Source organism: Pseudomonas sp. GW821-FHT07E12 (assembly GCF_058986605.1).
Genome location: NZ_JBYSVX010000004.1, coordinates 118,860 through 131,295, shown reverse-complemented (window position 1 = coordinate 131,295; position 12,436 = coordinate 118,860). Strand labels below are relative to the sequence as shown.

The window sequence follows — 12,436 nt, the reverse complement described above, 5'->3', positions numbered from 1 at the left end:
ATCGATTGATACCCTAACTGGATCATTCAACCCACCCCGCCGCCAAAGCAAGTGTTTCCGGGCCCTGCACGCCGGCACGACCACCGCGTCGCTTCCACCCCCAGACCAAAGTAGGGGCGGCCAGCGGCGCATGTGGGGGGCCCAAGGCACTGAATTTTGCTGGCTTGCAGCATGAATCCGCCGGCCGCGCGGTTTCGTCAGGAGTACGCACCGATGTTCGATCTGAACCAACTGCGTTGTTTTGTCGCCGTGGCAGAGGAACTGCATTTCCGCCGCGCCGCCGAACGCCTGCACATGACCCAGCCGCCGCTGAGCCGGCAGATCCAGGTGCTTGAGCACCACGTCGGCACCCCGTTGCTGGAACGCAACAACCGCTCGGTACGGCTGACCCCGGCCGGCCGCAGCCTGCTGGCCGAAGCCCGCACGATCCTGCGCCTGGCCGAAAACGCCAGCCTGCGCGCACGCCGGGTCGGCCTGGGCGAAGCCGGCAGCGTCTCGATCGGCTTCACCGCCGGCGCCGGCTACCGCTTCCTGCCCGAAGCAATCGCCCGCTGGCGCGTGGAGCTGCCCGATATCGACCTGCAGCTCAACGAGATGGTCAGCATGGCGCAGTTGGAAGCGCTGGAAGCCGGCCGCCTCGACGTGGCGCTGCTACGTCCCCCGATCCACCGCGAAGGCCTCAACAGCCGCTGCGTAGCGCGCGAACCCCTGATCGCCGCCCTACCCGAACACGACCCACTCGCCCAGCACCCGCAACTCGCGCTGGAGGACTTCAACCAGCGCCCGTTCGTGATGTATTCCCCGGACGAAGCCCGCTACTTCTACGACCTGGTAGCGCAACTGTTCGGCGCCCACGGCATCCGCCCCCACTACGTCCAATACGTCAGCCAGATCCACTCCGTGCTCGCACTGGTACGCGGCGGCCTAGGCGTAGCCCTGGTACCGGAAGCGGCCAGCGGACTCAGATACGAAGGCATCGTCTACCGCCCGGTGCAACCACTGCTGCCCGCCGAACCGGTCGAACTGCACATGGTGTGGAAGCAGGGCAACGACAACCCCGCACTGCCCAAGATCGTCGGCTGACACACCAAGCGACCAAACAACCGCAGTTGATGTGGCTGTGGCTGTGGCTGTGGCCGTTGCCGTTGCCGTTGCCGTTGCCGTTGCTCGTGATTTTGCCTTTGCTGTTGCTTTGGACTTTGACTTTCCCGGGGCCCCCATCCGCAGCGACGGAGCCAGCGGGAAAAACCCGAAGGGCGACGTGCATGGATGCACGTCGTTTTCTGCCGCGGCATGGATGCCGCGTCAGAAAATCCCGCTGGCGGAGTGAACCCGTAGCGCAGCGGAGGGCGCGAGGACTGGGGCGTGTTTCTTTGGGTTACGTTTCTTTGCACGAGCAAAGAAAGGTGACTCGCTCCGAAGGAGCGAAAGCCTTTGCTGTTGCTGTTGCCTTTGCTATCACTGCAACGTCAAACCCAACAAGCAACGTCCATGGATCTTCGATCCCCGGCCATCGAGCATAGCCCGATGGCGCTCAGCACCACGCGAGCCAGTGGCTCGCAAACAGTGGCGCTTCGCCCCCGCTTCCGCGGGGATGACGGTAGAGAGATGGCTAGGAAGTCGCTGGGTCCCCGCCTACACGGGGACGACGGTGGAGAGTTTGTGCGGAAGAGACCAAACCACATCTCACTCACAGCTCACAAAAACCCCATCAAACACACCCTACTGCCGCCGCACACTCTGCACCACATGCAACCGCCGCAACCGCCGCATGATCTCCGCAAGATGCCGACGATCGCGCACCTGGATATTGAACCTCAACACCGCCGCATTGAAATCGCGATCCAGATAATCCACCCGCTCGATATTGGACTCACTCTGCGCGATCGCCGCCGCCAACTGCGCCAGCACACCCGTGCGGTTCTCAACCTCCACCACCAGCGCCGTGTCGTAATCACCACCAACGCTCGAATCCCAATCGATCGGCACCCAACGCTCAGGCGACTTGCGCAGCTCGGCCAGATTGGGACAGTCCAGCCGGTGCACCACGATGCCCTTGCCAGCGGTGTGATACCCCATGATCTCGTCGCCGGGAATCGGCTGACAACAGTTGGCGAAGCTGATGACGCCGCGCTCGCTGCCGTCGATCAGGATCTTCTCGTGCGAATGCTTGGACAAGCCGGCGCCACGCAACTCGGCGTAGGCCATCAGCGCCTGCGCGGCCTGGTTCGGCATCCAGTTGCCGAGCGCGACATCGGCCAGCAGCGCTTCCAGACGCGGATAACGATGCTCGGCCAGGAACGCATCGAGGCGGCCCTTGGGCAGACGCTCCAGCGAGGAATCCATCGCCTCCAGCGCGCGGTCGAGCATGCGATGCCCCAACTGCACCGCGTCCTCGTGCTCGAGCTGCTTGAGCTGATGACGGATCGCGGTACGCGCCTTGGAGCTGACCACGAACTCCAGCCACTGCGGCTTGGGCGTGGCCGAACGCGCGGTGATGATCTCCACGCTCTGGCCGCTGACCAGCTTGGTACGCAGCGGCATCAACTTCTTGTCCACGCGTGAGGCGACCGCGCGATTGCCCACGTCGGTATGCACCGCATAGGCAAAATCGAGCGCGGTCGAATTGCGCGGCAGCGCCAGGATCTTGCCCTTCGGCGTGAACAGGTAGACCTCGTCCGGGAACAGGTCGACCTTGACGTTGTCGAGGAACTCCAGCGAAGACCCGGCAGCGCGCTGGCTCTCGATCAACTCGACGATCCACGCATGCGCACGGCTCTGCGCGCTGTTGGGCGAATCAGAACCGAGCTTGTAGGTCCAATGCGCGGCGACACCACGCTCGGCGATCAGGTCCATCTCCTCGGTGCGGATCTGCACCTCGATCGGCGAACCGTACGGACCGAACAACACCGTGTGCAGCGACTGGTAACCGTTGGCCTTGGGGATCGCGATGAAATCGCGGAAGCGCCCGTCCAGCGGCTTGAACGTGGCATGCACCGCGCCCAGCGCGTGATAGCAGTCGGGTACCGAGCGCACCACCAGCCGGAAGCCGAACACATCCATCACCTGGTCGAAGGATTTGTTCTCCTCCTGCATCTTGCCGTAGATGCTCCAGGGCGTCTTGATCCGGCTGACCAGCCGGTGTTCCAACCCTTCCTTGGCCAGTCGCTGCGACAGCTGCACCTCGACCTGCGCCATCGCCTCGCGGCGCACCACCGGCTGGCTGCGGATGTGCTTTTCGATGATCGCGTGACGCCACGGATACAGCGCCTTGAAACCAAGATTCTGCAACTCGGACTTGACCAGACTCATGCCCAGCCGCTGCGCGATCGGCGCGTAGATCTCCAGCGTCTCGCGCGCGATGCGGCCACGTGCCTCGCTGCTCTGCGCGCCGAGCGTGCGCATGTTGTGCAGGCGATCGGCGAGCTTGATCATGATCACGCGCAGATCGCGCGACATCGCCAGCAGCATCTTGCGGAAGCTCTCGGCCGCCGCTTCCTGGCGGTCGCGGAACTTGAGCTTGTCCAGCTTGGTGACGCCATCCACCAGCTCGGCCACGGTCTCGCCGAACTCGCCGGACAGTTCGTCACGGGTGAGCGGGGTGTCCTCGATGGTGTCGTGCAGGATCGCGGCGATCAGCGCTTCGACATCCAGGCCCAGCTCGGCGAGGATGCCGGCCACCGCGACCGGATGGGTGATGTACGGCTCGCCGGACTTGCGGGTCTGGCCGGCATGCGCGGCGGCGCCCACTTCCCAGGCACGGCGCAACACCGGCAGTTGCTCCTTCGGCAGATAGGTGGCGGCACGCTCAAGGCGAAGGACGTAGTCGGGCACCTCCGCGCCAGAGGACGCGGTCGTGGCGAGGGCTGCCTGGGCAGTGGGGCCTGGGTTCATGCCGGAAGACTATGCCAGCGGAAAGGGGACGGCAATTGCGGGAAAAACCGCATGGGGCGCTTTGCGGGCTGGAACGGCCGGCCGTTTCGAGAAAGGCCCGCAAACAAAACAGCCCGCGAAGTCGCGGGCTGTCGGGTGACGCGATCGATCGTGTCGAAAGAGACGATCAATCGTCGTTCTTGGACATGTCCTCGTCGGCCACGACTTCGGCCGCGGCCCACTCCAGCGCTTCGCGCTCGACGCGCTCGCGCTCGGCCTTCTCGACCTGGTCGATCAGCGCGTTGTCGATCTTGCGCGCGGCGATCTCGCGCAGGGCCAGCACAGTCGGCTTGTCGGCGCTGTCGCTGTTGTCGATGGTGGACTGCACGCCGTTGGCCAGCTGGCGGGCGCGCTTGGAGGCCATCACGACCAGCTCGAAACGGTTGTTAACGACTTCCAGGCAATCTTCTACGGTAATGCGGGCCATGCGGGCTCCCGGCGACCGGTCAGGGCCGCGCCATCTGAATGGGGAAAGGGGACGGATTGTACGGCCGCCCCGACCGCAACCGCAAGCCACGTCGGTTCAGTTTCCTTTCCGATCAGAGGGTTGCGCGCTTCTAGCCCACACTTTCGGCCCTCGAAAAGGCCAAGCTGGCGCCCCGCGCCGGATCAGTACAGGGCCGCCACTACGGACTTACTCAGCCAGCAGCGTCTCGATCAGCCCCGCATGCCGCTGCGTCTGAGCCTGCCGGCGCAGGCGGCTGGCGACGAAGATCGAACACATCTCGGTCACCGCGGTCTCGAAGTTCTCGTTGATGATCACGTAGTCGAACTCGCCGTAGTGCGACATCTCCTCACGCGCGGCCGCCAGCCGCTGCGCGATCACCGTCTCGCTGTCCTGCCCACGCTTGCGCATGCGCTCTTCCAGCGCCTGCCGCGAGGGCGGCAGGATGAACACACTGACCGCGTCGGGTACCTGCTGGCGCACCTGATGCGCGCCCTGCCAGTCGATTTCCAGCAGCACGTCATGGCCGGCCGCCAGTTGCGGTTCCACCGATTGGCGGGCGGTGCCCTTCCAGTCGCCATGCACCAGCGCGTGCTCGAAGAAGTCGCCGGCGGCGATCATCCGCTCGAATTCGGCCGCCGAGACGAAGTGGTAGTGCTCGGCGTGGCGCTCGCCCGGACGTGGCGCACGCGAAGTGAAGGAGATCGACAGGGCGATCTGCGGATCGCGCGCCAGGGTGGCGTTGACGATGCTGCTCTTGCCGGCGCCGGAAGGCGCCGCGACGATATAGAGGGTGCCTCGCATCGCGTCTCTCTTGGAGGTCGATCGGGATCGGGCGGCGCACGATACCAGTCGGAAGGCCTCGCCACCAAGTTTCCGCAGCACATCTGGCGCGTGCATAACGCGCTTCAGTCCTCGAAGCCGCGCGCGCCCACCGCCTCGACCAGGTAGTCGACGAAGGAGGCGATGCGCGCCGACAACGCGGTGTTGCGGTAGTAGACCGCGTTGATCGGCTGGCGCACGTCCAGCGCCTGCCGCGTCAGCAGCGGCTGCAACCGCCCCTCGTGGCGGTCCTCACGGGTCATGAAGTCGGACAGGCAGACGATGCCAGCGCCTTGCAACGCCAATTGACGCAGCGTCTCACCGCTGGAGGAGCTGATCGTGGGGCGAATGTGCAGCGGCTGGCCATCGCGATCGGGCAGCGGCCATTCGTTGAGCGACTCGGGCTGATTGAAGCCAAGCAGCACGTGCCCGCCCAGATCTTCCAACCGCCGCGGCGTGCCGTGCTCGGCCAGGTAGGCCGGACTGGCCAGCACACGGATGCGGCTGTTGCCGATCAGGCGAGCGTGCAGGGTGGAATCCTTCAGCCGACCGATGCGCACGGCTACATCGGTGCGGCGTTCGAGCAGATCGATGATGCCCTCGTTGCTGTTGAACTCCAGCGCCACCTCGGGGTAGCGCCGGCGGTATCCCGCCACCAGCGGCACGATCACGTGCAGCATGAACGGCGTGGCAGCATCGACCCGCAGCCGTCCCGCTGGACGATGGCGGCGCATCGCCATCTGCTCCTCTGCCGCCTCGACCGCGGTGACGATCTCCCGCGCCTGCTCCAGGAACGCCAGTCCCTCCTCGCTCAGCTCCAGCCGACGCGTGGTCCGCCGCAACAGCGTGGTTCCCAGCTTTTCCTCCAGCCGCGTCAGGCTGCGGCTGGTCGCCGAGACGTTCTGCCCCAGCACGCCGGCCGCGGCGGTGATCGAACCGCCATCCACCACTGCGATAAAGGCCTGCAGCTCGTCCAGGGTGACTTTCATTTCTTGATCTTAAGTCAAAAATCTTTCGCCGATAACCTGCTTTTTCTGCACGCATCCGACGAGCAGACTGCAGCCCATCACCTCGACCGGATGCGACTACGCCCCACCCCGTGAGCCCCATCTCTGGCGAGTTTCGCCATCGGCACCAGCCGAATCTGTCGCCCCCTGGACCGCCGCACGGCACTGTCGGCCGAAGCCCGCTGTCCCCGCCCCCTTTTTTCTCCATTCAAGGAATCCCCCCATGAGCGTCCCCTCCTTCGGCATCGGCACCTTCCGGCTGACCGGCCAGACCGCCATTGATTCGGTGCGCAACGCGCTCGAATTGGGCTACCGCGCGATCGATACCGCGCAGATCTACGGCAACGAAGCCGAGGTCGGCCAGGCCGTGGCCGAGAGCGGCGTGGTACGCAGCGACCTGTTCATCACCACCAAGATCTGGGTGGAGCACTACGCCAGCGACAAACTGGTGCCGAGCCTGCGCGAAAGCCTGGACAAGCTGCGCACCGACTACGTGGACCTGACCCTGATCCACTGGCCGGCGCCGGGCAATGGCGTCGCACTGGCCGAGTACATGGGCGCACTGGCGGAGGCCAGGACGCTGGGACTGACCCGGCAGATCGGCATCTCCAACTTCAACATCGAACTGACCAGGCAGGCCATCGCAGCGGTCGGCAACGACGTCATCGCGACCAACCAGATCGAGTTGAGCCCGTACCTGCAGAGCCGCAAGCTCACCGCATTCCTGAAAGAACAGGGCATCGCCGTGACCTCGTACATGACCCTGGCCTACGGCAAAGTGCTGAAGGATCCGGTGCTGGCCGCCATCGCGCGCAAGTACGACGCCACGGTCGCCCAAGTGGCGCTGGCCTGGGCACTGCAGCTCGGCTATGCGGTGATCCCGTCCTCGACCCGGCGCGAGAACCTGGCCAGCAACCTGCTTGCGCAGCACCTGCACCTGGACGAAACCGATATGGCGCAGATCGCCGCGCTGGAACGCAACGGCCGCGAGGTCAGCCCGGACGGCCTGGCTCCGGCCTGGGACTGAGATCGCACCGTCCGGGCGTGCCGCACACATGCGCTGAAGCCTGCATCGCACGAAACGACGCGAGACCGGCAAGCTGATCTTCGCCGCACTCGCCACGCCCCTTCCCTCCGCCTGCTTCATTCGATATTCGACCGGCACGCATGTGCCGGTCCTGGAGACCCGTTATGTCTGACGATTGCCTTTTCCAGCCGTATTCCCTGGGCGAGCTCGAACTGCCCAACCGCATCGTGATGCCGCCGATGACCCGCTCGCGTGCCAGCCAGCCCGGCGACGTGCCTAACGCGCTGATGGCCGAGTACTACGCTCAGCGTGCCGGCGCCGGCCTGATCGTCAGTGAGGGCACCTGGATTTCTCCACTCGGCAAGGGCTACGCGTGGACGCCGGGCATCCACACACCGGCGCAAGTGGCCGGCTGGCGCAAGGTCACCGATGCGGTGCACGCTGCCGACGGGCGCATTTTCGCCCAGCTCTGGCATGTCGGCCGCCTGAGCCATACCCGTCTGCTGGACGGACAATCGCCGGTGTCGTCCTCGGCAATCCAGGCCGAGGGCGTCAACGTGTTTGTCGCCGAGCGTGAAGGCAGGCCCGGTTTCGTACAGGCGTCCTTGCCGCGTGCTCTTTCAGTCGATGAGATCGGCGAGATCGGCGACCAATACCGTCAGGCCGCGCGCAACGCGATGGCGGCTGGCTTCGATGGCGTGGAACTGCATGCAGCCAACGGCTATCTGGTCAATCAGTTCATCGACTCCAACGCCAATGATCGCGCCGATGCGTACGGCGGCTCATTGGAGAACCGCCTGCGCTTCCTCGACGAGGTCACACGCGCACTGGTCGAAGGCACCGGCGATGCACGCCGCGTCGGCATCCGCCTGGCGCCACTGACCACGCTCAACGGCTGTGTCGATGCCGATCCGGAAACCACCTACATCGCCGCGGCCGCGCTGCTGGATGACATCGGCGTGGGTTACATCCACATCGCCGAAGCCGATTGGGACGACGCACCGCACATGCCCATCGAATTCAAACAGCAGCTGCGCAAGACCTATGCCGGCACGTTGATCTATGCCGGTCAATACACCGCCGAACGCGCACGCACTGCGCTGGACGCAGGCTGGGCCGACCTGATCGCCTTCGGTCGCCCGTTCGTCGCCAATCCGGACCTGCCAGAACGCCTGCGCAACGGTGCCCCGCTCAATCCGCACGACCGCGAAACACTGTTCGGCGGCGGTGCGCATGGCCTCACCGACTATCCCGCCCTGGCTGGCGTTGCAGCCTGAACGGGACGGCAGATCACTCGATGTTCTGCACCTGCTCGCGGATCTGGTCGATCAGCACTTTCAGCTCGACCGCCGCGCCCGAGGTGCGGCTGTCCACCGACTTGGAGCCCAGCGTGTTGGCCTCGCGGTTGAACTCCTGCAGCAGGAAGTCCAGGCGGCGGCCGACCGGCTCGGTCTGGCGCAGCACGCGGCGGATCTCGGCGATGTGGCTGCCGAGGCGATCCAGTTCTTCATCGACGTCCAGCTTCTGCAGCCACAGCACCAGTTCCTGCTCGGCGCGACCGGGATCGACCGGATGCGGCAGGTCGGCCAGACGCGCGGCCAGCTTGACACGCTGACCTTCACGGATCGCCGGGATCAGCGTCTTCACTTCCCCGGCGATGCGCTCGACCGCGTCCACGCGCTCGACGATCGCCGCGGCCAGCTTGCTGCCCTCTCGCCCACGCGAGGTGACGAAGCCGTCGATCACCTCGTCCAGCAGTTCCAGCGCCTGCGCCTGCAGCACGGCCGGATCGGCCGCCTGCGCCTGCATCACGCCGGGCAGTTGCAGCAGTTCGGTGAATTCCACGCGCAGATCGGGGAACTTCGCATCCAGGTGACGCGCCAGATCGGCCAGGCGATCCAGCATCGACTCGTTGACCGACAGCGCGCCGCCGTCGTCCGGCGCGCGCAGGCGCATCACCAGATCGAGCTTGCCGCGGCTGGTCCGCGCCGCCACGCGTTCACGCAACTGCGGCTCCAGCGCGCGCAGCTCGTCGGGCAGGCGTACGCCCACTTCGAGGAAACGGTGGTTGACCGAACGCAGCTCGCAACCCAACGTGCCCCACGGGGTGATGCGCTCGCCACCGGCGAATGCGGTCATGCTTCGGATCATGCGTATTCCAGTACCGGAAAAGCGCGAATGGTACCCTAGCGCGCCTTGCAGACCGGTGCTTGCGCGCCAAGCCGCGCCCGCCCAGCCTCCCGAAACCGGATATCCCACGCATGACCTTTTCCCGTCCCAGCGGCCGCCAGGCCGACCAGCTGCGTCCCGTGCGCATCGAACGCGCCTTCACCCGCCACGCCGAGGGCTCGGTGCTGGTGAGTTTCGGCGACACCCGTGTGCTGTGCACCGCCAGCGTCGACAACAAGGTGCCGGCGTTCCTGCGCGGCAAGGGCGAGGGCTGGGTGACGGCCGAGTACGGCATGCTGCCGCGTTCGACCCACACCCGTTCCGATCGCGAAGCCGCACGCGGCAAGCAGGGCGGACGCACGCTGGAAATCCAGCGCCTGATCGGTCGCTCGCTGCGCGCCTGCGTGGATCGCGCCGCGCTGGGCGAACGCACCATCACCCTGGACTGCGACGTGCTGCAGGCCGATGGCGGCACCCGTACCGCCGCGATCACCGGCGCCTACGTGGCGCTCGCCGATGCGGTGGCATGGCTGCAGCGCCGCGGTGATTTGAAGAAGCATCCGCTGGTCGGCGCGGTCGCCGCGATCTCGGTCGGTATCTACCGTGGCGTGCCGGTGCTGGATCTGGACTACGCCGAAGACAGCAACTGCGACACCGACATGAACGTGGTGATGAACGACGGCGGCGGCTTCATCGAGCTGCAGGGCACCGCCGAAGGCCACGCGTTCCGTCGCGAGGAACTGGACGCGTTGCTGGTGCTGGCCGGCAAGGGCACCGAGGAACTGTTCGCCGCGCAGCGCGAGGCGCTGGGGCAATGAGCCAGCCGCTGAAAAAGCGGCGGATCGCGCTGACCACGCTGCTGGTGCGCGATTACGACGAGGCGATCGCCTGGTACACCGGCGCGCTCGGTTTCACGCTGCTGCAGGACATCGCGCTCGGCGAAGACAAGCGCTGGGTCGTGGTCGGGCCCGGCGGCAACGACGAGGCTGCGCTGCTGTTCGCGCAGCCCGGCGATGACGCCCAGCGCGCGCGCATCGGCGATCAGACCGGCGGACGCGTGGATCACTTTCTGTACACCGACGATTTCTGGCGCGATCACGCCGCGATGCAGGCACAAGGCGTCGAATTCCTCGAAACCCCGCGCGAGGAGGCCTACGGCACGGTCGCGGTGTTCCGCGACCTGTACGGCACCCGCTGGGATCTGCTGGAACCCACCTCATGAAGCAACTGGTCCTGGCCAGCGGCAACGCCGGCAAGCTGGATGAACTGCGCGCGATGCTGGCGCACCTGCCGCTACAGATCCTCGCGCAGGGCGAACTCGGTGTGGAGGACGTGCCGGAAACCGGCCTGACCTTTGTCGAGAACGCGCTGATCAAGGCCCGCCACGCCAGCGCCGTCACCGGCCTGCCGGCGTTGGCCGATGACTCGGGCCTGATCGTCGATGCCCTCGGTGGCGCACCTGGCCTGTACAGCGCGCGCTATGCCGGCAGCCCGACCAATGCCGAAGCCAACAACGCCAAACTGCTGGAGGCGATGCGTGACATCCCCGCCGACCAGCGCAGCGCGCGTTTCTACGCGGTGATCGTGCTGCTGCGCCATCCGGAAGATCCGCAACCGCTGATCGCCGAGGGCAGCTGGGAAGGTGAAATCACCTTCGCACCGCGCGGCAACGGCGGCTTCGGCTACAACCCGGTGTTCTTCGACCGCGAACACGGCATGACCGCCGCCGAGATGGACGCCGCGACCAAGAACCGGCTCAGTCATCGTGCCCGCGCGTTGGAGCAGTTGCGCGAGCAGCTTGCGCGTTTTCACGGCTGAGCCACGGACATAAAGCCACAGCCAGCCATAGCGCCATGCTCATCCCACCGCCCCTCTCGCTCTACGTCCACCTGCCCTGGTGCGTGCGCAAGTGCCCGTACTGCGATTTCAACTCGCACGCGGCCAAGGGCGTGCTGCCGTTCGATGACTATGTCGATGCGCTGGTGCGCGATCTCGACCACGACCTGCCGCTGGTATGGGGCCGCGTGGTCAACAGCGTGTTCTTCGGCGGCGGCACACCCAGCCTGTTTCCACCGGAAGCGATCGACCGCTTCCTGCAGGCGGCCAGCGCACGGCTGCGTTTCGCGCCGAACCTGGAAATCACCCTGGAGACCAATCCCGGCACCGCCGAGCACGGCCGCTTCGACCGCTATCTCGCTGCCGGCGTGAACCGGATCAGCTTCGGCATCCAGAGTTTCAACGACGATGCATTGAAGCGGCTCGGCCGCATCCATGACAGCCACGAGGCCGAGCGCGCGGTGAAACTGGCGCAGGACGCCGGCTACGACAACCTCAACCTCGACCTGATGTACGCCCTGCCCGAGCAGACCCTGGCGCAGGCCGAAGCCGACCTGGAGCGCGCCTTCGCGCTGGCACCGGCGCACATCTCGCACTACCAGCTGACGCTGGAACCCAACACGATCTTCCACGCACGGCCGCCCAAGGGCATTCCCGACGACGACGACGCCTGGGACATCCAGGAACATTGCCAACGCCTGCTGGCCGACGCCGGCTACGCCCAGTACGAAGTCAGCGCCTACGCCCAACCGGGGCGGCAGTGCGCGCACAACCTCAACTACTGGCGCTTCGGCGATTACCTGGGCATCGGCGCCGGCGCGCACGCCAAGATCAGCTCCGGCGCCGAGCAGAACGTACTGCGCCGCTGGAAGCACAAACACCCGCAGATCTACCTCGACAGCGCCGGCAGCGCACAAGCCATTGGCGGCGACGAAGTCGTTCCGACCGAACGGCTGCCATTCGAGTACATGTTGAATCTGCTGCGCCTGCACGAAGGCTTCCGCCTGGCCGACTTCGAAGTCAGCACCGGCCTGTCACGCACCACCCTGGCCGCACCGCTGGAGCAGGCACGCCAGCGCGGCTGGCTGCAACCGGATGCCACCGGCGAACGCTGGATTCCCACCGAACTGGGACGGCGCTTCACCAATGACGTGATCGAGCTGTTCCTGGCGTAGATCGTTGGTCATGCAATTCTCC

12 protein-coding genes are annotated in these 12,436 nt (G+C 65.9%); 7 read left to right on the top strand and 5 right to left on the bottom strand.

Annotated elements, in window-relative coordinates:
* Positions 1-213: 213 nt before the first annotated feature.
* A complete protein-coding gene (locus AC3WJE_RS04445; protein WP_493729570.1) occupies positions 214-1,083 on the top strand; it encodes a LysR family transcriptional regulator in 870 nt (289 codons plus the stop codon).
* A gap of 639 nt (positions 1,084-1,722) precedes the next feature.
* Here the strand turns inward: AC3WJE_RS04445 and AC3WJE_RS04440 are convergent.
* From AC3WJE_RS04440 to AC3WJE_RS04425, 4 genes are all read right to left on the bottom strand, one after another.
* Positions 1,723-3,894, bottom strand: a complete 2,172-nt coding sequence (locus AC3WJE_RS04440) for a RelA/SpoT family protein (RefSeq protein WP_493729569.1) — start codon at positions 3,892-3,894, stop codon at positions 1,723-1,725.
* Between the two features lie 166 nt (positions 3,895-4,060).
* Positions 4,061-4,360: a DNA-directed RNA polymerase subunit omega gene (gene rpoZ / locus AC3WJE_RS04435; protein ID WP_493729568.1), complete on the bottom strand. Its 300-nt coding sequence runs from the start codon at positions 4,358-4,360 to the stop codon at positions 4,061-4,063.
* Positions 4,361-4,567: 207 nt separating this feature from the next.
* On the bottom strand, positions 4,568-5,182 hold the full coding sequence (gene gmk / locus AC3WJE_RS04430) for a guanylate kinase (protein ID WP_493729567.1): 615 nt from the start codon (positions 5,180-5,182) through the stop codon (positions 4,568-4,570).
* A 104-nt stretch (positions 5,183-5,286) separates the two neighbouring features.
* Positions 5,287-6,189 (bottom strand): LysR substrate-binding domain-containing protein, encoded by a 903-nt coding sequence (locus AC3WJE_RS04425; protein WP_493729566.1) that lies wholly within the window; start codon positions 6,187-6,189, stop codon positions 5,287-5,289.
* A 241-nt stretch (positions 6,190-6,430) separates the two neighbouring features.
* Here AC3WJE_RS04425 and dkgB point away from each other — a divergent pair, with 241 nt between their 5' ends.
* Both dkgB and AC3WJE_RS04415 read left to right on the top strand, forming a co-directional pair.
* Positions 6,431-7,234 (top strand): 2,5-didehydrogluconate reductase DkgB, encoded by an 804-nt coding sequence (gene dkgB, locus AC3WJE_RS04420; RefSeq protein WP_493729565.1) that lies wholly within the window; start codon positions 6,431-6,433, stop codon positions 7,232-7,234.
* A 164-nt stretch (positions 7,235-7,398) separates the two neighbouring features.
* The gene (locus AC3WJE_RS04415; protein ID WP_493729564.1) at positions 7,399-8,511 is read left to right on the top strand and encodes an alkene reductase; all 1,113 of its coding nucleotides are present in this window, start codon (positions 7,399-7,401) and stop codon (positions 8,509-8,511) included.
* Between the two features lie 13 nt (positions 8,512-8,524).
* Here the strand turns inward: AC3WJE_RS04415 and AC3WJE_RS04410 are convergent, their stop codons facing one another.
* Positions 8,525-9,373, bottom strand: coding sequence for a YicC/YloC family endoribonuclease (locus AC3WJE_RS04410; RefSeq protein ID WP_493729563.1), 849 nt, complete (start codon positions 9,371-9,373; stop codon positions 8,525-8,527).
* 122 nt (positions 9,374-9,495) lie between these two features.
* On the opposite strand from AC3WJE_RS04410, the gene rph reads away from it, so the two are divergent.
* Genes rph through hemW form a run of 4 tightly spaced genes read left to right on the top strand, consistent with a single transcriptional unit; the run spans position 9,496 to position 12,414 of the window.
* Positions 9,496-10,221 (top strand): ribonuclease PH, encoded by a 726-nt coding sequence (gene rph / locus AC3WJE_RS04405; RefSeq protein ID WP_493729562.1) that lies wholly within the window; start codon positions 9,496-9,498, stop codon positions 10,219-10,221.
* Positions 10,218-10,625 carry a VOC family protein gene (locus tag AC3WJE_RS04400; RefSeq protein WP_493729561.1) on the top strand — a complete coding sequence of 136 codons (408 nt, stop codon included), beginning with the start codon at positions 10,218-10,220 and terminating at the stop codon, positions 10,623-10,625. The genes rph and AC3WJE_RS04400 overlap by 4 nt, the downstream gene beginning before the upstream one ends.
* A complete protein-coding gene (rdgB, locus tag AC3WJE_RS04395; RefSeq protein ID WP_493729560.1) occupies positions 10,622-11,221 on the top strand; it encodes an RdgB/HAM1 family non-canonical purine NTP pyrophosphatase in 600 nt (199 codons plus the stop codon). The genes AC3WJE_RS04400 and rdgB overlap by 4 nt, the downstream gene beginning before the upstream one ends.
* A gap of 35 nt (positions 11,222-11,256) precedes the next feature.
* On the top strand, positions 11,257-12,414 hold the full coding sequence (gene hemW / locus AC3WJE_RS04390; RefSeq protein WP_493729559.1) for a radical SAM family heme chaperone HemW: 1,158 nt from the start codon (positions 11,257-11,259) through the stop codon (positions 12,412-12,414).
* The last annotated feature ends 22 nt before the right edge of the window (positions 12,415-12,436 follow it).